At 72.6% G+C, this 21,037-nt stretch carries 22 protein-coding genes and 1 riboswitch; of the genes, 4 read left to right on the top strand and 18 right to left on the bottom strand.

The genetic code is table 11. The features are described 5' to 3' along the window. Positions 1–137 precede the first annotated feature (137 nt). From coaBC to pyrR, 12 genes are all read right to left on the bottom strand, one after another. Positions 138–1,373: a bifunctional phosphopantothenoylcysteine decarboxylase/phosphopantothenate--cysteine ligase CoaBC gene (gene coaBC / locus ACH5AR_RS18035; RefSeq protein WP_396302400.1), complete on the bottom strand. Its 1,236-nt coding sequence runs from the start codon at positions 1,371–1,373 to the stop codon at positions 138–140. 150 nt (positions 1,374–1,523) lie between these two features. Further along, the gene (gene rpoZ / locus ACH5AR_RS18040; protein WP_030056185.1) at positions 1,524–1,790 is read right to left on the bottom strand and encodes a DNA-directed RNA polymerase subunit omega; all 267 of its coding nucleotides are present in this window, start codon (positions 1,788–1,790) and stop codon (positions 1,524–1,526) included. Positions 1,791–1,827: 37 nt separating this feature from the next. Beyond that, positions 1,828–2,385 carry a guanylate kinase gene (gene gmk / locus ACH5AR_RS18045; protein WP_396302401.1) on the bottom strand — a complete coding sequence of 186 codons (558 nt, stop codon included), beginning with the start codon at positions 2,383–2,385 and terminating at the stop codon, positions 1,828–1,830. Between the two features lie 49 nt (positions 2,386–2,434). Continuing rightward, positions 2,435–2,761, bottom strand: a complete 327-nt coding sequence (gene mihF, locus ACH5AR_RS18050) for an integration host factor, actinobacterial type (protein WP_030056187.1) — start codon at positions 2,759–2,761, stop codon at positions 2,435–2,437. 349 nt (positions 2,762–3,110) lie between these two features. Further along, positions 3,111–3,944: an orotidine-5'-phosphate decarboxylase gene (gene pyrF, locus ACH5AR_RS18055; RefSeq protein ID WP_396302402.1), complete on the bottom strand. Its 834-nt coding sequence runs from the start codon at positions 3,942–3,944 to the stop codon at positions 3,111–3,113. Positions 3,945–3,973: 29 nt separating this feature from the next. Then, the gene (locus ACH5AR_RS18060) at positions 3,974–5,077 is read right to left on the bottom strand and encodes a quinone-dependent dihydroorotate dehydrogenase (RefSeq protein ID WP_396302403.1); all 1,104 of its coding nucleotides are present in this window, start codon (positions 5,075–5,077) and stop codon (positions 3,974–3,976) included. Between the two features lie 87 nt (positions 5,078–5,164). Then, on the bottom strand, positions 5,165–8,473 hold the full coding sequence (carB, locus tag ACH5AR_RS18065; RefSeq protein ID WP_396302404.1) for a carbamoyl-phosphate synthase large subunit: 3,309 nt from the start codon (positions 8,471–8,473) through the stop codon (positions 5,165–5,167). Then, positions 8,466–9,623 carry a glutamine-hydrolyzing carbamoyl-phosphate synthase small subunit gene (gene carA, locus ACH5AR_RS18070; RefSeq protein WP_396302405.1) on the bottom strand — a complete coding sequence of 386 codons (1,158 nt, stop codon included), beginning with the start codon at positions 9,621–9,623 and terminating at the stop codon, positions 8,466–8,468. Before carA ends, carB begins: the two co-directional genes overlap by 8 nt. Beyond that, positions 9,620–10,189 (bottom strand): hypothetical protein, encoded by a 570-nt coding sequence (locus ACH5AR_RS18075; RefSeq protein ID WP_396302406.1) that lies wholly within the window; start codon positions 10,187–10,189, stop codon positions 9,620–9,622. Before ACH5AR_RS18075 ends, carA begins: the two co-directional genes overlap by 4 nt. Next, positions 10,186–11,490, bottom strand: a complete 1,305-nt coding sequence (locus ACH5AR_RS18080; RefSeq protein WP_396302407.1) for a dihydroorotase — start codon at positions 11,488–11,490, stop codon at positions 10,186–10,188. The genes ACH5AR_RS18075 and ACH5AR_RS18080 overlap by 4 nt, the downstream gene beginning before the upstream one ends. Beyond that, a complete protein-coding gene (locus tag ACH5AR_RS18085; RefSeq protein WP_396302408.1) occupies positions 11,487–12,476 on the bottom strand; it encodes an aspartate carbamoyltransferase catalytic subunit in 990 nt (329 codons plus the stop codon). Before ACH5AR_RS18085 ends, ACH5AR_RS18080 begins: the two co-directional genes overlap by 4 nt. Positions 12,477–12,481: 5 nt before the next feature. Next, positions 12,482–13,129, bottom strand: a complete 648-nt coding sequence (pyrR, locus tag ACH5AR_RS18090) for a bifunctional pyr operon transcriptional regulator/uracil phosphoribosyltransferase PyrR (RefSeq protein WP_396302409.1) — start codon at positions 13,127–13,129, stop codon at positions 12,482–12,484. A gap of 329 nt (positions 13,130–13,458) precedes the next feature. On the opposite strand from pyrR, the gene ACH5AR_RS18095 reads away from it, so the two are divergent. Beyond that, positions 13,459–13,962 carry a transcriptional regulator gene (locus tag ACH5AR_RS18095; protein WP_030056198.1) on the top strand — a complete coding sequence of 168 codons (504 nt, stop codon included), beginning with the start codon at positions 13,459–13,461 and terminating at the stop codon, positions 13,960–13,962. A gap of 148 nt (positions 13,963–14,110) precedes the next feature. Here the strand turns inward: ACH5AR_RS18095 and ACH5AR_RS18100 are convergent, their stop codons facing one another. From ACH5AR_RS18100 to ACH5AR_RS18120, 5 genes are all read right to left on the bottom strand, one after another. Next, positions 14,111–15,028 carry a hypothetical protein gene (locus ACH5AR_RS18100; protein ID WP_396302410.1) on the bottom strand — a complete coding sequence of 306 codons (918 nt, stop codon included), beginning with the start codon at positions 15,026–15,028 and terminating at the stop codon, positions 14,111–14,113. Between the two features lie 152 nt (positions 15,029–15,180). Beyond that, positions 15,181–16,008: a thioesterase family protein gene (locus tag ACH5AR_RS18105; protein WP_396302411.1), complete on the bottom strand. Its 828-nt coding sequence runs from the start codon at positions 16,006–16,008 to the stop codon at positions 15,181–15,183. A 150-nt stretch (positions 16,009–16,158) separates the two neighbouring features. Continuing rightward, positions 16,159–16,596: a transcription antitermination factor NusB gene (nusB, locus tag ACH5AR_RS18110; protein WP_396302412.1), complete on the bottom strand. Its 438-nt coding sequence runs from the start codon at positions 16,594–16,596 to the stop codon at positions 16,159–16,161. Positions 16,597–16,600: 4 nt separating this feature from the next. Next, on the bottom strand, positions 16,601–17,164 hold the full coding sequence (gene efp / locus ACH5AR_RS18115) for an elongation factor P (RefSeq protein ID WP_396302413.1): 564 nt from the start codon (positions 17,162–17,164) through the stop codon (positions 16,601–16,603). Positions 17,165–17,240: 76 nt separating this feature from the next. Next, positions 17,241–18,347 carry a M24 family metallopeptidase gene (locus ACH5AR_RS18120; protein WP_396302414.1) on the bottom strand — a complete coding sequence of 369 codons (1,107 nt, stop codon included), beginning with the start codon at positions 18,345–18,347 and terminating at the stop codon, positions 17,241–17,243. Between the two features lie 308 nt (positions 18,348–18,655). Here ACH5AR_RS18120 and rpmG point away from each other — a divergent pair, with 308 nt between their 5' ends. Continuing rightward, positions 18,656–18,820 (top strand): 50S ribosomal protein L33, encoded by a 165-nt coding sequence (gene rpmG / locus ACH5AR_RS18125; RefSeq protein ID WP_396302415.1) that lies wholly within the window; start codon positions 18,656–18,658, stop codon positions 18,818–18,820. A 47-nt stretch (positions 18,821–18,867) separates the two neighbouring features. Continuing rightward, positions 18,868–19,116, top strand: coding sequence for a type B 50S ribosomal protein L31 (locus tag ACH5AR_RS18130; RefSeq protein WP_396302416.1), 249 nt, complete (start codon positions 18,868–18,870; stop codon positions 19,114–19,116). A 90-nt stretch (positions 19,117–19,206) separates the two neighbouring features. Here ACH5AR_RS18130 and ACH5AR_RS18135 read toward each other — a convergent pair whose 3' ends face one another. Next, positions 19,207–20,322: a HoxN/HupN/NixA family nickel/cobalt transporter gene (locus ACH5AR_RS18135; RefSeq protein ID WP_396302417.1), complete on the bottom strand. Its 1,116-nt coding sequence runs from the start codon at positions 20,320–20,322 to the stop codon at positions 19,207–19,209. A 28-nt stretch (positions 20,323–20,350) separates the two neighbouring features. Further along, positions 20,351–20,564: riboswitch (cobalamin riboswitch) on the bottom strand. An 81-nt stretch (positions 20,565–20,645) separates the two neighbouring features. On the opposite strand from ACH5AR_RS18135, the gene ACH5AR_RS18140 reads away from it, so the two are divergent. Next, a complete protein-coding gene (locus ACH5AR_RS18140) occupies positions 20,646–21,029 on the top strand; it encodes an ArsR/SmtB family transcription factor (RefSeq protein ID WP_396302418.1) in 384 nt (127 codons plus the stop codon). Positions 21,030–21,037: the final 8 nt, after the last annotated feature.

Consider the following 21,037-nt stretch of genomic DNA (forward strand, 5'->3'; position numbering starts at 1 on the left):
TTGCAGCGGCTGCTGACTGAAGATCCCCGGGCGAACCGGGGATCTCCGGAAAGACTTGATTCCTGGAGTCTAACGGTCCGGCTCGGCGGAACGTCACCCGCTTCAGGATTTCTCGATCGGGACGCGAGCGGTTCCGATCAGTTGCCGCCCGTTTCCAGCCGCTTTGCGACCAGGTCCCAGACGACGTCCGCGAGCGCCTCCTTCGGCCCCACCGGAACGGCCGTCTCGCTGCCGTCCGAGCCCAGCACCACGGCCTCGTTGACGTCCTGGCCGAAGGCCTTGCCGCCGCCCACCTCGTTGACGACGAGCAGGTCACAGCCCTTGCGGGCGAGCTTGGCGCGGCCGTTGGCGAGCACGTCGTCGGTCTCCGCCGCGAAACCCACCACGAGTTGGCCCGAACGGGCCCGGTGGGCCGACAGCTCGGCCAGGATGTCGGGATTGCGGACGAGGACGACGGGCGGCTGCTCGACCCCCTCGACCTTCTTGATCTTGCCGGTCGCGTACTCGGCGGGCCGGAAGTCCGCCACCGCCGCGGCCATCACCACGGCGTCCGCGTCCCGGACCGCCGCCAGTGCGGCCTCGCGCAGCTCCAGCGCGGTCGAGACGTGCACCACGTCCACCCCGGCCGGGTCCGGCAGCTCCGCGTTGGCCGAGAGCAGCGTCACGCGGGCCCCGCGCGCCGCGGCCGTCACGGCGAGCGCGTAGCCCTGCTTGCCGGAGGAGCGGTTGCCCAGGTAGCGCACCGGGTCCAGCGGCTCCCGGGTGCCGCCCGCCGAGACCACCACGTGCCGGCCGGCCAGGTCGGTCGGCACCGCCCCGCCGCGGCGCAGCACGGCCCGGCAGGCCTCGAAGATCGCCCCGGGCTCGGGCAGCCGCCCCTTGCCGGTGTCCTTGCCGGTCAGCCGCCCGACGGCCGGCTCCAGCACGATCACGCCCCGGCGGCGCAGCGTGGCCACGTTCTCCCGGGTGGCGGGGTGCTCCCACATCTCGGTGTGCATGGCGGGCGCCAGCACGACCGGGCAGCGGGCGGTCAGCAGGGTGTTGGTCAGCAGGTCGTCGGCGAGGCCGTGGGCGGCCTTGGCGATCAGGTCGGCGGTGGCCGGGGCGACCACGACCAGGTCGGCCTGCTGCCCGATCCGCACGTGCGGCACCTCGTGCACGCGCTCCCAGGTCTCGGTGGCGGCCGGGCGGCCGGACAGCGCGGCCCAGGTCGCCTCGCCGACGAAGTGCAGCGCGGCGGCCGTCGGCACCACGGTGACCGGGTGGCCGGACTCGGTGAAGCGGCGCAGCAGCTCGCACGCCTTGTACGCGGCGATCCCGCCGCTGACGCCGAGGACGACGCGGGGGGCGTCCGCGTTCGCGTTCACGCTCATCTTCCGGTACCGGCCTTTCTCGCCATCGGGAACGCGCCCACCCTACGGCCCCTCAGCCGCCGCCCGTACGGTGCCCCACCACGCCCGGGAATGCCGGAGGGCCCGGCGGAAACGGTTCCGCCGGGCCCTCCCGGAAATTCAGCGACCGCCTCAGGCAGCCTCGACCGCCTCGGCGGTCAGCATGCCCGCGTTGATCTCGCGCAGCGCGATCGACAGCGGCTTCTCGTGCACGTGGGTGTCGACCAGCGGGCCGACGTACTCCAGCAGGCCCTCGCCGAGCTGGGAGTAGTACGCGTTGATCTGGCGCGCGCGCTTGGCAGCGTAGATCACGAGGCTGTACTTGGAGTCGGTGGCCTCGAGCAGCTCGTCGATCGGCGGGTTGATGATGCCCTCGGGCGCGGTCATGGAAGAGGACACGCTAAAACCTTCCGAAAGGGTGGAAAAGACAGACAGGTCAGGCTACACCGAGCAAGGCTAGCAGTTCGGCCGCTACCTGCTCGACGGAGGTGTTGACAAGGGTCGTGTCGAACTCGGGCTCGGCCGCGAGCTCGACCTTGGCCGCCTCCAGCCGCCTCTCGATCACGTCCTGCGCCTCGGTGCCCCGGCCGGTCAGCCGGCGGACCAGCTCGTCCCAGCTCGGCGGGGCCAGGAAGACCAGCTGCGCCTCGGGCATCGAGGCGCGCACCTGCCGGGCGCCCTGGAGGTCGATCTCCAGCAGCACCGGCTCGCCGCGCTCCAGCTTCTCCTGCACGGCCGCGCGCGGGGTCCCGTAGCGGTTCCCGGCGAACTCGGCCCACTCCAGCAGTTCGCCGTTGGCGACCAGCTTGTCGAACTCGTCGTTGTCGACGAAGTGGTACTGGACCCCGTTCTTCTCGCCGGGCCTCGGGTGGCGGGTCGTCGCCGACACCGAGAGCCAGACCTCGGGGTGCATCTTCCTCATATGAGCGACGACCGTGCTCTTGCCGACCCCCGAGGGGCCGGAGAGCACGGTCAGCCGCGGACGCTCACTCATGCACCGATTATCCCGGATCGCGGGGGATCCTGGGACCACGGGGGCACGGTCAGGCGGCGCCACCGCCGAACTCCCGCTCCAGGGAAGCGATCTGGTTCGTACCGAGGCCGCGGACACGGCGGCTCTCGCTGATGCCGAGGCGCTCCATGATCTGCTTGGCGCGGACCTTGCCGACACCGGGAAGGGACTCCAGCAGGGCCGAGACCTTCATCTTGCCGATGACGTCGTTGTCGGCCTTGCCGGCCTTGATCACCTCGTGCAGGGAGGCGCCGGAGTGCTTGAGCCGGTTCTTGACCTCGGCGCGCTCCCGGCGAGCCTCGGCGGCCTTGGCGAGCGCGGCGGTGCGCTGTTCAGGGGTAAGGGGCGGAAGGGCCACGCCGTTCACCTCAGGGTGTGGATGGATGGATGGAGCTAGGACTGGTTCGGTACCGAGGACACCGTCCGCAAGGGGAACCACAAGGCCCTGACCTGCGGGAGCCACGGAAATCGCGGCTCGCCGATGACCTATCGCCGGACACTACCCGGATTGCGGCGCCACGTCAGGAAAAGAACACGAAAAGTCCTGGTCAGCCAAGGCCGACCAGGACTTTCCGGGGCAAAATGACCGCGATTGCGAGGCTTTGGCGGCACCGGTGTGACGGCGCTCACGTCGACTCCGCGGCCGGCCCGCGGTCCTGCGGACACTCCGCAGGGTCACCGCGCGCTTACCTGAACGAGGCGTTCCGCTACTTGACGGCGTCCGCGAACTCGCCGACGAAGCGCTCCGCCGCCGCGCGCAGGGCCGCCACCGAGGGCCCGTGCCTGAGCACGTCCCGGCTGACGCTCGGCACCACGTTCGCCACCGAGGCGCCGAACACCCGCGGCAGGTCCGCCATGGTCGCGCCCTGGGCGCCGATCCCGGGGGCCAGCAGCGGGCCGTTGACGGCCAGGTCCACGCCCGCGTCGGCCAGCGTCGCGCCGACCACCGCGCCGAAGGAGCCCAGCGGCGCGGCGTCGCCGTTCTCGGCCGCCAGCTGCCGCAGCACCGAGGCCGCGACCGGCTCGCCGTCCGCGCCCACCGCGCGCTGCACCTCGGCGCCCTCCGGGTTGGAGGTGAGCGCCAGCACGAACGCCCCGCAGCCCTGCGCCCGGGCCAGGTCCAGGGCCGGACGCAGCGAGCCGAAGCCCAGGTACGGGCTGACCGTCACCGCGTCCGAGAACAGCGGGCTGCCCGGCGACAGGAAGGCCTCGGCGTACGCGGCCATGGTGGAGCCGATGTCGCCGCGCTTGGCGTCCATCAGGACCAGCGCGCCGGCCGCCCGGGCCTCCTCGACGGTCCGCTCCAGCACCGCGACGCCCCGGCTGCCGAAGCGCTCGTAGAAGGCGGCCTGCGGCTTGAGCACGGCCACCCGGTCGGCCAGCGCCTCGACCACCGTGCGGCTGAAGGCCTCCAGTCCGGCGAGGTCGTCCCCGAGCCCCCAGGCGGCGAGCAGGGAGGCGTGCGGGTCGATGCCGACGCAGAGCTGGCCGCGGGTGTCGAGGGCCTGGCGCAGCCGGGCGCCGAACGGGGCGAGAGTCATGTCGTCCTTTCCAGAACCGATCGGGGTGTTCACGAGCTGCGCACGGCGCTGCCGACGGCCTCGGCCAGGCTGCGGAAGCCACCCGCGCGGACCTTGGCGGACAGGCCCCTGTGGATGCGCCGGCACCAGAACGGGCCCTGGTAGATGAAGGCGCTGTAGCCCTGGACCAGGTCGGCGCCGTGCACGATCCGCTGCCAGGCGTCCTCGGCGGTCTCGATGCCGCCGACCGACACCAGCACCAGCCGGCCCCCGGTGCGGGCGCGCAGCCGCTGGAGCACCTCCAGGGCGCGGGCCTTGAGCGGGGCGCCGGACAGGCCGCCCATGCCGATCTCCCCGACCCGCCCGGCGTCGGTGCGCAGGCCCTCGCGGCCGATCGTGGTGTTGGTGGCGATGATGCCGTCCAGGCCCAGCTCCAGGGCGAGGTCGGCGACCGCGTCCACGTCCTCGTCGGCCAGGTCGGGGGCGATCTTGACCAGCAGCGGCACGTGGTGCGCGGTGGTGCGGTCGGCGGCCTCGCGGACGGCGGCCAGCAGCGGCCGCAGGTGGTCGACGGCCTGGAGGTTGCGCAGCCCGGGGGTGTTCGGCGAGCTGACGTTGACCACCAGGTAGTCGGCGTACTTCGCCAGCCGCTCGGTCGACTTCACGTAGTCGGCGACGGCGTCGGCCTCCTCGACCACCTTGGTCTTGCCGATGTTGACGCCGACCACCGGGGTGGAGCTGGTGTGCGGGCGGGCGGCCAGCCGGGCGGCGACGCGGGCCGAGCCCTGGTTGTTGAAGCCCATCCGGTTGATCAGCGCGCGGTCCTCGACCAGGCGGAACAGCCGGGGCGCCGGGTTGCCGGGCTGGGGCTCGCCGGTGATGGTGCCGATCTCGACGTAGTCGAAGCCGATCATCGACAGGCCGTCGATGCCGACGCCGTTCTTGTCGAAGCCGGCCGCCAGGCCGAACGGGCCGGGCAGGTCGAGGCCCAGGGCGCGGGTGCGCAGGGCGCGGTCGCGCGGGGCGAGCACCAGCCGTACCACGGAGCGCAGGCCGGGCACCGAGGAGGCGAGGCGGATCCAGAAGAAGGCGAGGTGGTGGGCCTTCTCGGGGTCCATCTTCTTGAAGACGAGGTCGAACAGCAGCTTGTACAAGGGGGGTCCATCTCCCGGAGCGACGGGTGGGCGGGCATGGAAGTGGGGGGCACCCCATGGCTTCCGGTGCCCCCCACTGCGGTGGTGCTACTCGCGGCCGGCGTTGATCAGCTCGGCGTGCTCCTGGAGCGACATCACCCCGACCTCGTCGCGCAGCAGCGCGTCCATGCCCTGCACGGCCGCGCCCATCGCCTGGACGGTGGTCAGGCAGGGCACCGCGCGGGCCACGGCCGCGGTGCGGATCTCGTAGCCGTCGAGGCGGCCGCCGGTGCCGTACGGGGTGTTGATGATGAGGTCGACCTCACCGTCGTGGATGAGCTGGACGATGGTCCGCTCGCCGTTCGGGCCCTCGCCCTCGCTGTGCTTGCGCACCAGCGTGGACGGGATGCCGCCGCGATGGAGCACCTCGGCGGTGCCGGCGGTGGCGAGCACCTCGAAGCCGAGGTTGACCAGCGCCCGGGCCGGGAAGACCAGGTTGCGCTTGTCCCGGTTGGCCACCGAGACGAAGACCTTGCCCTTGGTCGGCAGCGCGCCGTACGCGCCGGCCTGCGCCTTCGCGTAGGCGGTGCCGAACACCTTGTCGATGCCCATGACCTCGCCGGTCGAGCGCATCTCCGGGCCGAGCACGGTGTCCACCCCGCGGCCGTGGATGTCGCGGAAGCGGCTCCACGGCATCACGGCCTCCTTGACCGCGATCGGCGCGTCGGCGGGCAGCGTGCCGCCGTCGCCCTCGGCCGGGAGCAGGCCCTCGGCGCGCAGCTCGGCGATGGTGGCGCCGAGCGAGATCCGGGCGGCGGCCTTGGCCAGCGGCACGGCGGTCGCCTTGGAGGTGAACGGGACGGTCCGGGAGGCGCGCGGGTTGGCCTCCAGGACGTACAGGATGTCGCCGGAGAGGGCGAACTGGATGTTGATCAGGCCGCGGACGCCGACGCCGCGCGCGATGGCCTCGGTGGAGGTGCGCAGGCGCTTGATGTCGTGGCCGCCGAGGGTGATCGGGGGCAGCGCGCAGGCGGAGTCGCCGGAGTGGATGCCGGCCTCCTCGATGTGCTCCATGACGCCGCCGAGGTAGAGCTCGGTGCCGTCGTAGAGGGCGTCGACGTCGATCTCCACCGCGTCGTCGAGGAAGCGGTCGATGAGCACCGGGTGCTCGGAGATCAGGCCGGCGTGGCGCTCCAGGTAGGAGGCGAGCGAGGCCTCGTCGTAGACGATCTCCATGCCGCGGCCGCCGAGCACGTAGGACGGGCGGGCCAGCACGGGGTAGCCGATCTCGTCGGCGATCGCCTTGGCCTCCTCGAAGGAGAAGGCGGTGCCGTGCTTGGGGGCCGGCAGGCCGGCCTCGCGCAGCACGCGGCCGAAGGCGCCGCGCTCCTCGGCGAGGTCGATCGCCTCGGGCTGGGTGCCGACGATCGGCACGCCGTTGTCCTTGAGCGCCTGGGCCAGGCCGAGCGGGGTCTGGCCGCCGAGCTGGACGATCACGCCCGCCAGCGGGCCGGCCTGCTGCTCGGCGTGGACGATCTCCAGCACGTCCTCCAGGGTGAGCGGCTCGAAGTAGAGCCGGTCGGAGGTGTCGTAGTCGGTGGAGACGGTCTCCGGGTTGCAGTTGACCATGACGGTCTCGTACCCGGCCTCGGCGAGCGCGAAGGAGGCGTGCACGCAGGAGTAGTCGAACTCGATGCCCTGACCGATGCGGTTCGGGCCGGAGCCCAGGATGATCACGGCGGGCTTGGTGCGCGGGGCGACCTCGCTCTCCTCGTCGTAGGACGAGTAGAAGTACGGGGTCTTGGCGGCGAACTCGGCGGCGCAGGTGTCGACGGTCTTGTACACCGGGCGGATGCCGAGGGCGTGGCGCACCTCGCGGACGACGTCCGGCCTCAGGCCGCGGATCTCGCCGATCTGCTGGTCGGAGAAGCCGTGCCGCTTGGCGTGGCGCAGCAGCTCGGGGGTGAGCTCGGCGGCCTCGGCCAGCTCGCCGGCGATCTCGTCGAGGAGGAACAGCTGGTCGACGAACCACGGGTCGATCCTGGTGGCGTCGAACACCTCCTCCGGGGTGGCGCCGGCCCGGATGGCCGCCATCACGGTGTTGATCCGGCCGTCGGTCGGCACGACCGCCTTGGCCAGCAGCTCCGCCTTGTCGCCGATGGGGTCGGCCCAGGAGAACTGGGAGCCCTTCTTCTCCAGCGAGCGCAGCGCCTTCTGGAGGGCCTCGGGGAAGTTGCGGCCGAGGGCCATGGCCTCGCCGACGGACTTCATGGTGGTGGTCAGGGTGGCGTCGGCGCTCGGGAACTTCTCGAACGCGAACCGCGGCACCTTGACGACGACGTAGTCGAGGGTCGGCTCGAAGGAGGCCGGGGTCTCCTCGGTGATGTCGTTGGGGACCTCGTCCAGGGTGTAGCCGATGGCCAGCTTGGCGGCAATCTTGGCGATCGGGAAGCCGGTGGCCTTGGAGGCGAGCGCCGAGGAGCGGGAGACGCGCGGGTTCATCTCGATGACGATGACCCGGCCGTCCGCGGGGTTGACGGCGAACTGGATGTTGCAGCCGCCGGTGTCGACGCCGACCTCGCGGATGACGGCGATGCCGATGTCGCGCAGGATCTGGTACTCGCGGTCGGTGAGGGTCATCGCCGGGGCGACGGTGATCGAGTCACCGGTGTGCACGCCCATCGGGTCGAAGTTCTCGATGGAGCAGACGACCACGACGTTGTCCTGCTTGTCGCGCATCAGCTCCAGCTCGTACTCCTTCCAGCCGAGGATGGACTCCTCCAGGAGCACCTCGGTGGTCGGCGAGAGGGTCAGGCCCTGGCCGGCGATGCGGCGCAGGTCCTCCTCGTTGTGGGCGAAACCGGAGCCGGCGCCGCCCATGGTGAAGGAGGGGCGCACGACCACCGGGTAGCCGCCCAGCGTGTCGACGCCGGCCAGCACCTCGTCCATGGTGTGGCAGATGACCGAGCGGGCGGACTCGCCGTGGCCGATCTTGGCGTTGACGGCCTCGACGACGCCCTTGAAGAGCTCGCGGTCCTCGCCCTTGTTGATCGCCTCGACGTCGGCGCCGATCAGCTCGACGCCGTACTTCTCCAGCGTGCCGGCCGCGTGCAGCGAGATCGCGGTGTTGAGCGCGGTCTGGCCGCCCAGGGTCGGCAGCAGCGCGTCGGGGCGCTCCTTGGCGATGATCTTCTCGACGAACTCCGGGGTGATCGGCTCGACGTAGGTGGCGTCGGCGATCTCCGGGTCGGTCATGATCGTGGCCGGGTTGGAGTTGACCAGCACGACCCGCAGGCCCTCGGCCTTGAGGACCCGGCAGGCCTGCGTACCCGAGTAGTCGAACTCGGCGGCCTGGCCGATCACGATCGGGCCGGAGCCGATCACCAGGACGGACTTGATGTCAGTGCGCTTAGGCACGCTGGGCCTCCATGAGCTTCACGAAGCGGTCGAACAGGTAGGCGGCGTCGTGCGGACCGGCGGCCGCTTCGGGGTGGTACTGCACGCTGAAGGCCGGGACGTCGAGCGCCTGGAGGCCCTCGACCACGTCGTCGTTCAGGCAGACGTGGGAGACCTCGACCCGCCCGAAGGGGGTCTCGCTCACCTCGTCCAGCGGGGCGTTCACGGCGAAGCCGTGGTTGTGGGCGGTCACCTCGACCTTGCCGGTGGTGCGGTCCTGCACCGGCTGGTTGATGCCGCGGTGGCCGTACTTGAGCTTGTAGGTGCCGAAGCCCAGGGCGCGGCCGAGGATCTGGTTGCCGAAGCAGATCCCGAAGAACGGGGTCCTGCGCTCCAGCACGCCCTGCGCGACGGCCACCTGGTGGTCGGCGGTGGCCGGGTCGCCCGGGCCGTTGGAGAAGAAGACGCCGTCCGGGGCGACGGCGTAGACGTCCTCCAGGGTGGAGTTCGCCGGCAGCACGTGCACCTCGATGCCGCGCTCGGCCATCCGCTGCGGGGTCATCGCCTTGATGCCGAGGTCCAGCGCGGCGACGGTGAACCTCTTCTCACCGACGGCGGGGACGACGTACGGCTCGGTGGTGGCGACCTCGGCGCACAGGTCGGCGCCCTTCATCTCGGGCGCCTGCTGCACCCGGGCGAGCAGGGCGGCGTGGTCGGCCAGCGCCTCGCCGGAGAAGATGCCGCAGCGCATCGCGCCGCGCTCGCGCAGGTGGCGGGTCAGCGCGCGGGTGTCGATGCCGCTGATGCCGACGACGCCCTGCCGGGCGAGCTCCTCGTCGAGCGGGCGCAGCGAGCGCCAGTTGGAGGGGATCCGGGCGGGGTCGCGGACCACGTAGCCGGCGACCCAGATCCGCTGGGACTCGTCGTCCTCGTCGTTCCAGCCGGTGTTGCCGATCTGCGGGGCGGTCATCACGACCACCTGGCGGTGGTACGACGGGTCGGTGAGGGTCTCCTGGTAGCCGGACATGCCGGTGTTGAAGACCGCCTCGCCGAAGGTCTCGCCGATGGCGCCGTAGGCCTGTCCGCGGAAGGTCCGGCCGTCCTCCAGGACGAGCACGGCAGGCACTCGTTCCCGCCGTTGGCGCTGCGTGGTGGGGGCAGGTGCGGTCATTGCGCGGCCTCTTCCGTCTTCTTCGTCTTCGTACGTGTTGCGAGTCGGGTGACCGCCTCGACCCAGGCGGCGTGCTCGTCGGGGTGGTCGGCCCGGAACCCGGAGTCCAGCTCGGTGCCGTCGAGCGTCCAGGTGACGACGAGCAGCCCGGAGGGGACGACCTTGCCGGCGATCCCGGAGTCGGTGCGGGCACCGGTCAGGTGCTCCGCCGGGATCCAGAAGTCGACGTCGCCGGGGCGCCGCACCAGCAGGCCGTCCTCGCCGAGGGTGAGGTCGGCGCGGCTGCGGGTGCCCAGGCCGTGGGCGACGACCCGGTCGAGCCAGTTCCCGGCGGTGGTCGTGCCGTGGTACCGGCCGCTGGTCTCCAGGATGGTGCGTCCGGCGCGGGCCGGCACGGCCGGCAGCGGCGGGAGGCCGGACTGCAGGGTGCGCCGCCAGTTCCAGCCCTGGCGCATCAGCCAGTAGACGAGGGCGACGACGATCAGCAGGCCGACGGACCAGCCGACGTAGCCGGGCCAGTCGGTGACCTTCGCCTGCTCCTGGGCGAGCACGGCGTGGGCCGTCACCGCGCGCCGTCCTGCTCGGCGAGCTCGCCGGCCAGCACGGTGGCGCGCCCGCGCAGGAAGGTGGCGTGCACCCGTCCGGGCAGGTCCAGGCCCTTGTAGGGGGTGTTGCGGCTGCGGGTGGCGAAGGCGTCCGGGTTCACGGCACCACGGTACGCGGGATCGAACAGCACCAGGTTGGCCGGCTCACCCACCGAGATCGGCCGGCCGTGGCCGGCGAGCCGGCCGATCCGGGCCGGGCGGTGCGACATCCGGTCCGCGACGCCCTCCCAGTTCAGCAGGCCGGTGTCGACCATGGTCTGCTGGACGACCGACAGCGCGGTCTCCAGGCCGACCATGCCCATCGCGGCCACGGCCCACTCGCAGTCCTTGTCCTCGTCGGGGTGCGGCGCGTGGTCGGTGGCGACGGCGTCGATGGTGCCGTCGGCCAGCGCCTCGCGCAGCGCCCGGACGTCCTCGGCGGTGCGCAGCGGCGGGTTGACCTTGTACACCGGGTCGTAGGTGCGGACCATCTCGTCGGTCAGCAGCAGGTGGTGCGGAGTCACCTCGGCGGTGACGTCCCACCCCTTGGACTTGGCCCAGCGGACGATCTCGACCGAGCCGGCCGTGGAGAGGTGGCAGACGTGCAGGCGGGAGCCGACGTGCGCGGCGAGCAGCACGTCGCGGGCGATGATCGACTCCTCGGCGACGGCCGGCCAGCCGCCGAGCCCGAGCTCGCCGGAGACCTGGCCCTCGTTCATCTGGGCGCCCTCGGTCAGCCGCGGCTCCTGGGCGTGCTGGGCGACGACGCCGTCGAAGGCCTTGACGTACTCCAGGGCGCGGCGCATCAGCACCGCGTCGTCCACGCACTTGCCGTCGTCGGAGAAGACCCTGACCCCGGCGGCGGACTCGTGCATCGCGCCGAGCTCGGCGAGCTTCCTGCCCTCCAGGCCGACGGTGACGGCGCCGACCGGCTGCACGTCGCAGTAGCCGGCCTCCTGGCCGAGCCGCCAGACCTGCTCGACGACGCCGGCGGTGTCGGCCACCGGGGTGGTGTTGGCCATCGCGTGCACGGCGGTGAAGCCGCCCATCGCGGCGGCCCGGGTGCCGGTCAGAACGGTCTCGGCGTCCTCGCGGCCGGGCTCGCGCAGGTGGGTGTGGAGGTCGACCAGGCCGGGCAGGGCGACCAGCCCGGTGGCGTCGATCTCGATGTCCGCCTCGGCCGTCAGGCCGGTGCCGATCTCCTGGATGACGCCGTCGGCGAGGTGGAGGTCCTGCGGGGCGCCGCCCAGGATCTTGGCGTTGCGGATCAGGTAGCTGGTCACTGGGTGGTCTCCACGGAGTCGGTACGGGGGGCGTCGGCGGGGGCGTCGGCGAACACGGCGCCGCCGAGCAGCAGGTAGAGCACGGCCATCCGGACGGAGACGCCGTTGGCGACCTGCTCGACGGCGGTGCAGCGCGGCGAGTCGGCGACCTCGGCGGTGATCTCCATGCCGCGGACCATCGGGCCGGGGTGCATCACGATCGCGCGCTCCGGCAGCTGGGCCATCCGGCGGCCGTTCATGCCGTAGCGGCGGCTGTACTCGCGCTCGGTCGGGAAGAACGCCGCGTTCATCCGCTCGCGCTGCACCCGCAGCATCATCAGCGCGTCCGTCTTGGGCAGCACCTCGTCCAGGTCGTAGCTGATCTCGCAGGGCCAGTTCTCGACCCCGATCGGCAGCAGCGTGGGCGGGGCGACGAAGGTGACCTGCGCGCCGAGGGTGTTCAGCAGGTGGACGTTGGAGCGGGCGACCCGGCTGTGCAGGACGTCGCCGACGATGGTCACCCGGCGCCCGGCCAGGTCGTTGCCGCTGCCGGGGTTGAGGTGGCGGCGCATGGTGAAGGCGTCGAGCAGCGCCTGGGTGGGGTGCTCGTGGGTGCCGTCACCGGCGTTGACCACACTGCCGTGCAGCCAGTCGGACTGGGCCAGCCGGGCCGGCGCGCCGGAGGCGTGGTGGCGGATGACCACCGCGTCGGCGCCCATCGCCTGGAGGGTCAGCGCGGTGTCCTTGAGGCTCTCGCCCTTGGAGACCGAGGAGCCCTTGGCGGAGAAGTTGATGACGTCGGCCGAGAGCCGCTTCTCGGCGACCTCGAAGGAGGTCTTGGTCCGCGTGGAGTCCTCGAAGAAGAGGTTGACGACGGTGCGGCCGCGCAGCGTGGGCAGTTTCTTGACGGCCCGGCCGGAGAGCTGGGCCAGCTCCTCGGCGGTGTCCAGGATCAGCAGCGCGTCGTCGCGGCTGAGATCGGCGGCGGAGACGAGGTGGCGCTTCACGCGGGTTACTCCGGGAGGTGCGGTTCGGAAGGCTGGGGGGCCAGGGCCTGCGAGCTGTGTTCGTGGCGCCCGGAGCGCGACGCGGTGGTGAAGTCGCGGTCGCCGACCAGGACGGCGTCCACGCCGTCGGTGTCCGCCAGGCGCACCTGCACGGCCTCGCGCAGCGAGGTGGGGAGGTTCTTGCCCACGTAGTCCGCGCGGATGGGCAGCTCGCGGTGGCCGCGGTCGACCAGGACGGCGAGCTGGACGGCGCGCGGGCGGCCGATGTCGTTCAGCGCGTCGAGCGCGGCGCGGATGGTGCGGCCGGAGAAGAGCACGTCGTCGACGAGGACGACGAGCTTGCCGTCGATGCCGCCGGGCGGGATCTCGGTGTGCTCCAGGGCGCGGGCGGGCTTCAGCCGCAGGTCGTCCCGGTACATGGTGATGTCCAGGGTGCCCAGCGGGATCTCGCGCCCGGTGATCTGGGCCAGCCGCCCGTGCAGGCGGCGGGCGAGGTGGACGCCCCTGGTGTGGATGCCGAGCAGCACGACGTCCTCCGCGCCCTTGGCGCGCTCGACGATCTCGTGCGCTATCCGGGTGACGACCCGGGCGATGTCCGTGCCGTCCAGGACCTGGTGCGGTGCCCGCGGCGTCGGTTCGTGGTGCGTGGTCATGCCGAAGCGGACCTCCTTCCCCGCCTCACGGGACGGGCCTTAAAGGATGTCTGGATGGCCCCCGCCGACGCGGCGCGGGCTTCGGGCCATCCTAGCAGTGCCCCGGACGGCCAACCGGAGGCCACCGCTCCGCTTCCCGGGGTTCACGCCCAGGACGCACCGACGATGCGGGCCATTCGCACGACTGCCCCATTCGGCTTGACGCATCTACCTTACTCTACGTAACCTCACAGTGAGTTACGAGACGGACGTCGGACCCACCGGTAACGACGTCGGCGATCGACCGTGACCCACCACTGAACGCGAAGCAATCTCGTCCGGGGAGATCAATGTCCAGCGACTACGCGAAGCAGCTCGGAGGCAAGCTCCGAGCGATCCGCACCCAGCAGGGTCTCTCCCTGCACGGTGTCGAGGAGAAGTCCCAGGGGCGCTGGAAGGCAGTCGTCGTCGGCTCGTACGAGCGTGGTGACCGCGCGGTCACCGTGCAGCGCCTGGCCGAGCTGGCGGAGTTCTACGGCGTCCCGGTCCAGGAGCTGCTGCCCGGCGGCACGCCCGGCGGTGCGGCCGAGCCGCCGCCGCGCCTGGTCCTCGACCTGGAGAGACTGACCCAGGTCCCCTCGGAGAAGGCCGGCCCGCTGCAGCGCTACGCGGCCACCATCCAGAGCCAGCGCGGCGACTACAACGGCAAGGTGCTGTCGATCCGCCAGGACGACCTGCGCACCCTGGCCGTCATCTACGACCAGTCGCCGTCGATCCTCACCGAGCAGCTGATCTCCTGGGGCGTGCTGAACCCCGACGCGCGCCGCGCGGTGCGCGAGGAGGACGCGAGCTGAGGCTCCCCGCACCGGCTCCCGCCAGCGGATCGAGGCACGACCCGGCACGATTCTCGGCCGTGCCGGCAAGCAGAAACGTCACGGCGCGGCTTCCCTGACCGGGGGCCGCGCCGCGGTGTGTGCACCCCTGCCCGCGGCGGCGGGAGCGTCAGCAGACCGTCCCCAGGCCGTAGCCGGGCTGCGCCACCACGCCGTCCAGCGTCACCGGCCGGTCGGCCGGGGCCCACTCCTGCCCGCCGCTGGACCAGGCCCAGGAGGCCGGCAGGTACTCCCCGCAGGAGGCCGCCGAGCCCTGCGAGCCGTGCAGCACCGCGACGCCCGGCAGCTCCAGGGCCAGCCCGGCGCAGAGCACCGCGCAGACCAGCTCCAGGTCCTCGTCGTTGATCCGGACCACGCCGTCCTCCCACTGGAGCACCCGCGCCGCCGCGGTCAGGCCCCCGCCGGGCGCGTCCACCCGCAGCCGCAGCTCGTACACCCCGGCCCCGGCGCCGACCAGCATCCGCCGGAACACCTCGCCCCCGCGCTGGTAGGCGGCGCGCACCCAGGCCGCGTGCTCCTCGTCGGCCCCGCCCGCGCCCCCGTACAGGCCCCCGTCGAGCAGCAGGTCGGCGTGGCAGAGCGTCAGCCCGTTCTCCCGGGCGCGCACCAGGCGCGGCACGAAGTCCCCGGCCAGCTCCTCGCCCTGGTACGGGAGCAGCTGGGACTGGAGGGCCGGGTTGACGAGGTAGCGGTCGCGGGCGGCGGGCTCGGCCGGGTCCAGCCCGTGCAGCAGGCAGTACTCCGCGAAGTCCTGCGGGTGGAACATCCGGGCCCGGACGGTGTCGAACCGCTCCAGCGCCTCGGCCAGCAGGTCGGCGGTGTCGGCCAGGTAGCGCTCGTGGTCGGGGGCGTCGCAGACGCCCCAGGCCCGGGCCCGGGCGAAGTCGGCGGGGTTGGTGAGAACCCCGATGACGAACGCCTGCTCGGCGCCCTCCGCCCGCCGCGGCCGGTGCGGGGCCCGCACCACGGGCCGCGAGCCGCCGGCGGTGCAGTCGGAGTTACGGCGGGCGCGACCCAGATGACTCATCGATTGCTCCTGGCTTCGGCGTCGGCGGCGGGGTTGGAGGTCGGCGGCGGGTTCGCCGCTGACCCTCTTCCTCCCCATCCGTGCGCGTCGCACACGTACGGCGTGTCACAGGAATGTAACCACCGGTAATCCGGGTGCGCGGGAGCGGCGGCTCAGGCCGGCCGGGGCGCCCGCGCCAGCTGGCGGGACTGCGCGACCAGCCGGCCGGACTCGTCCCAGACCTCGGCGTCCTCCTCGAAGTAGCCGCCGGCCAGGTTGCGGGTCGCGTGGGTGACCCGCAGCCAGCCGGGCACCGGCCTGGCCCGCAGGTGGACGGTCAGCTCGACGGTGGGCGCCCAGCCCGGCAGGCCGAGGTCGAAGGTGACCGGCGGCAGCGCGTCGGCGACCAGCAGGAGCAGCAGCGGGTCGGGCTCGCGGCCGTCGGCGAGCCGGAACCAGCCCTGGATCCGCCCCTGGCCGGAGGGCTGCCCGAGGGCCCAGCCGACGGTGGCCGGGTCCAGCCGCAGGTCGAACCGCTCCAGCAGGGCGGCCTGGGCGATCAGCTCCCTGGGCGCGTGCTCGACGCCGATGCACTGGTCCGGCGGCGGCAGCTGCGGGGGCCGCGCGCTGGTGCGCACCTCGCCCGCGGCGGCGGAGAGGTCGCCGTGGCTGGCCACCACGCGCAGCCGCTCGACGCCGTCCTGGCTGAGCGAGGCGGTGCCGGTGGACAGGCCGCGGCCGGTGCGCAGCACCTCGGTGCGGACGGTGGCCGGGCCGGGCGTGGAGGCGGACAGGTAGTAACCGCTGATCGAGACCGGGTCCGGGTGGGTGCCGTGCTCCAGCGACAGCGCGTGTCCGGCCACCGCGAGCAGCAGGCCGCCGTTCACCCCGCCGCCGATCTGCCAGCCGGCGCCGAGCTCGGCCTCGTACCGGCCGGCCTCCTCGGGGTGCCTGGTCAGGGCGATGCCCTGGTCGAACTCGCTGCGGGTCGCCGTGGTCATGTGGCGGGCCTGCCCTTCACGCGGGGTTCCGGACGTCAAGTTACTGACAAGTAGGCCCCAACCTTACGCCCCACGGGTGAAACGCGGAACGGCCGCCGGACACCTGTGCGGGTCCGGCGGCCGTTCTCGGGGTGCCGAGGGCGCGTCGCGTCAGCGGCGGATGCCCGGCTTCAGCTCCATGAAGCGGGCGAGCATGCCGTTGACGAAGGCCGGGGAGTCGTCCGTGGAGAACTCCTTGGCGATCTCGACGGCCTCGTCCAGGACGACCGCGTCCGGGACGCCGTCCTCCCAGATCAGCTCGTACGCGCCCAGCCGCAGGACGTTGCGGTCCACGATCGGCATCCGGTCGAGCGTCCAGCCCACGGCGTACTGCTCGATCAGGTCGTCGATGCGGCGGGCGTGCTGGACGTAACCCTCGATGAGCTCCATCGTGTACTCGCCGACCTGCGGGGTGCCCTCGTCGGGCTTGGGCTCACGGGCGCGGGCCACCCAGTCGGCGAGGACCTGCTGCGGGTCGACCCCGCGGTGGTCGGCCTCGAAGAGGATCTGGAAGGCCCGGGTGCGGGCCTTGCTGCGTGCGGCCGACACGGACTTACTTCACCCGGCCGAGGTAGCTGCCATCGCGGGTGTCGACCTTGACCTTCTCGCCGGTGGTGACGAAGAGCGGGACCTGGATCTCGGCGCCGGTCTCCAGGGTGGCCGGCTTGGAGCCACCGGTGGAGCGGTCGCCCTGGACGCCCGGCTCGGTGTGGGCGATGGTCAGCTCGACGGCGGCCGGCAGCTCGATGTAGAGGACGGCGCCCTCGTTGGTGGCGACCAGGGCCTCGAAGCCCTCCAGCAGGTACTTGGCGGCGTCGCCGACGACGGCCGGCTCGACCGTGATCTGGTCGTAGGTGTCCATGTCCATGAACACGAAGTTCTCGCCGTCCTTGTACGAGAACTGCATGCCGCGCTTGTCGACGTTGGCGGTCTCGACCTTGGTGCCCGCGTTGAAGGTCTTGTCGACGACCTTGCCGGTCAGGACCTCCTTGAGCTTGGTACGCACGAAGGCCGGGCCCTTGCCGGGCTTGACGTGCTGGAACTCGACGACGGACCAGAGCTTGCCGCCCTCCAGCTTGAGGACCATGCCGTTCTTGAGATCGTTCGTGGAAGCCACGGGCGCACTTACTCCTGGATATAGCTGTCAAGGAACCAAGGGGTGCGTCCTGCCGTCCGCGGCCCGGGGGCCGCGGTCACAGGGCGAGGAGCTCCTTGGTGGTGATGGTGAGCAGCTCGGGCCCGCCCTCCTCGAGGGGGCGCACGACGAGCGTGTCCTCGATCCGGACGCCGCCCCTGCCCGGGAGGTGGACCCCAGGGCCGACGGTGACCGGCACGCGGCTGTCCAGTTTACCCATGTCCGCAGGACCGAGGCGCGGGGCCTCCCGGATCTCCAGCCCGATGCCGTGGCCCACCGGGTGCGGGGAGGCCTCGGTGTGGCCCGCCGCCTCCAGGACCTGCCGGGCGGCCCGGTCGGGCACGCACTGCTCCACCCCCGGCCCGAGCGCCTCCCGGCCGGCCCGCTGGGCGCGGAACACCAGCCGGTGCAGCTCCACCTGCCAGGGCGCGGGCGCGGCACCGATCACGAAGGTGCGGGCGGTGGAGACGCCGTAGCCGCGGTACTGGGCGCCCATCACCACGGTCAGGAAGTCGCCCTCCTCCACCCGGCGGTCGGTCGGCTGGTGGGCGGCCTGGCCGGAGTGGCTGCCGGTTCCGACCGAGACCGGGAAGGCGGCCCGGTCGGCGCCGTGGTCGATCATCCGGCGCTCCAGCTCCATCGCCAGGTGCCGCTCGGTGCGGCCGACCAGGATCGACTCCAGCAGCTCGCCGAGCGCCTGGTCGGCGATCTCGGCGGCGATCCGCAGGTCGGCGATCTCGTGCTCGTCCTTGACCACCCGCAGCCGCTCGACCGTCGGGCCGAGGTCCACCAGCCGGGCCCCCTCGGTCAGGCCCCCCACCGCCCGGTGCCGGCTCACGGTCAGGTCGTGCTCCTCCACCGCCAGGCCCGACACCCCGGCCCGCGCGGCGACGACCGCGGCGGCCAGCGCGGTGTCCGAGCCGGCCGCCACCGGCAGCCGGGCGACGTCCGGGGCGATCAGGTGCTCCCCGGAGTCGTCCGGCGGGAGGTCGTCCGGCAGCGCCAGCAGCGCCCGCTCCCTGGTCAGCAACAGGCTCGCCCCGCAGGGCGCGCAGCCCGTCAGGTACCGCACGTTCGCCGCGCGGGTGATCAGCGCCGCATCGGCCCCGGCCGCACTGCAGTGCTCCCTCACCCGCTCCCGCCGCCCCGCGTACGCATCCGCCATGCGTCGAGCCTACGAACCCCCGGCCCGAAGCGCCCGCCGAGCACCCCCGTCAGAACCCCCGGTGCCCCCTGCGCGCCCCCCGCGCGACCGCGCCGTCCCCCTCCGGCACGCGCCGGGCCTCCCGCTCCCCCGGCCGCCGGAGCCGGGGGTGGGCCCCGGCGCGTGCGCCGCAGCGCGCGGGACGGCGGACGCGCCCCGCGGCCGGGAATGGGCGGAGCGGGGCCCGCGCTAGGTCAGATGAAAACGACTTCCATTTCGATGTAGAGTCCCGTCCCAGCACGCGACCCCGACCCCAGGAAGGACGCCCGATGGCCCGCAGCGAGCTGCGCCCGGTGATCAAGCTCCGCTCCACCGCCGGCACCGGCTTCACCTACGTGACCCGCAAGAACCGCCGCAACGCCCCGGACCGGATGGTCCTGCGCAAGTACGACCCGGTCGCCGGCCGGCACGTCGACTTCCGCGAGGAGCGCTGAGCCCCGGCCGCTCCGGCCCCCGCAGCCCGATCCGAGAGGAGCCCCTCATGAAGCCCGGAATCCACCCCGACTACCGCCCCGTCGTCTTCCGCGACAAGGTCGGCGGCCTCGCCTTCCTCACCCGCTCGACCGTCACCGGCGACCGCACCGTCGAGTGGGAGGACGGCCACACCTACCCGGTGGTCGACGTCGAGATCTCCTCGGCGAGCCACCCCTTCTACACCGGCCAGTCCCGGGTGCTGGACACCGCCGGACGGGTCGAGCAGTTCCGCCGCCGCTACGGCGACCGGCACTGACACCGCGGGACGGCGACCGCGCCCGCCCGGTTCCGGGCGGGCGCGGTCCCGGGTTCCGCCGTCCGCCGTGCGGACCGGCGGCCGCCCGGGTCACCGGCCCCCGGGCGTCCAGCGCTGCTCGACCCGGGCGAGCTTCCAGTACCCGACCGCGATCGCCCAGACCACCACGAACAGCCCGGCGATGGCGTAGCCGACGTTGTCCAGCGAGATGTCCGCGACGAACCCGGTGACCGGGTCGCTCAGGTCGAGCTTCTCGTGCAGCACCCCGACCAGCTCGATGGTGCCGATGACGAAGGCCACCGCGATCGACAGGCCGGTGATGGTCAGGTTGTAGTAGACCTTCCGGACCGGGTTGGCGAAGGCCCACTGGTACGCGACGTTCATGAACGTCCCGTCCAGGGTGTCGAACAGGCTCATCCCGGCCGCGAACAGCAGCGGCAGGCAGACGATCGCGTACCAGGGCAGCCCCGAGGCCGCGCCCGAGCCGGCCATCACCATCAGGGTGACCTCGGTCGCGGTGTCGAAGCCCAGCCCCAGCACCATGCCCACCGGGAACATCTGGCCCGGCCGGGTGATCGAGCGGGTCGCCCGGTTCAGCACCCGGGCCATGAAGCCGCGCGAGTCGAGGTGCGCCTCCAGCTCCTTCTCGTCGAACCGCCCGGCCCGCATCGAGCGGAACACCCTGAGGATGCCGAGCAGCGCCGCCAGGTTGAGCGCGCCGATCAGGTAGAGGAAGACCCCGGAGGTGGTCGTGCCGACCACGCCCAGCCACTTGTGGGTGGTCGACTCGTCGTCCATCAGGGTGTTCGCCAGCTGCGCGCCGCCCGCCACCAGGGCGGCCATCAGCACCACCATCGAGGAGTGCCCGAGGGCGAACCAGAAGCCCACCGAGACCGGCCGCCTGCCGTCCGCCATCAGCTTGCGGGTGGTGTTGTCGATCACCGCGATGTGGTCGGCGTCGAAGGCGTGCCGCATGCCGAGGGTGTACGCGGTGACGCCCAGGCCCACCCCGAAGACCTGGGTGCCGACGGCGTACCGCTCGGGTGCGACCAGGAAGACCAGCGTGCCGAAGGCCACGACGTGCATGGCGGCGATCACGGCCATCAGCCCGGCCGTGCGGACGGTGTCCTCGCGCCGCCACCTGAAGGCGGGCAGCACGGAAGGGGCCGCCTGCGGACCGGCGGCAACGGTTTCGGGCAGGGTCATCTGCGTCACGCTCCAGCACCTCGTGGAAAACCTCGTGAGATGCCGTGGCCGGTCTCCTGGCTGACGGGACGCCCGTACCCGCCTTCCCAGGCGCGCGAGGCGCCCAGTGGCTCCGTGGGTACGGACGACGTTCCCCCGCGGACGGGGGAACGACCCGATCACAGTGGCGAGGGCCGCTCCGGGCTGGGACCCCTGAGGGTCCGTCACCGGTCTTCCCGAGCACCACGGCGGGCAACACCGTAGGGGCCCGTCCCCACGGGTGCAAGGCTGCGCACCTGCGCAGGTGTCCAGGATCACAGGCCGCCGCCTGCGAGAATCTCCGCATGCATCTCGTACCGGCCGACCGCGCGGGCCACCGCACCATCGACGGACACCGGGTCTGCGAGGCCATCGCCGCGATCGGCGATCCCGCGCACGTCCGGTCCTGGTCCGAGCGGTTCTCCCTGCTCGCCGACCCCGGGCGGCTCGCCCTGCTGCTCGCCCTCCACCGGGCCGGCCCCCTCGCCGTCAGCGACCTCGCGGTCGCCGCCGGCATGCGCGACCCCGCCGTCTCCCAGGCCCTGCGGCTGCTCCGCACGGCCGGCGTGGTCACCGGTGACCGGGACGGACGAGTGGTGCGCTACCGGCTCGTGGACGAGGCCATGCGCCCCCTCCTCGACGAGTGTGCCGCCGCCGAGCACCACGAGCCCTCCGCCGCCGCGGGCTGACCCGCCGA

The organism is Kitasatospora sp. NPDC018619, from assembly GCF_044391605.1.
Classification (GTDB): Bacteria; Actinomycetota; Actinomycetes; order Streptomycetales; family Streptomycetaceae; genus Kitasatospora.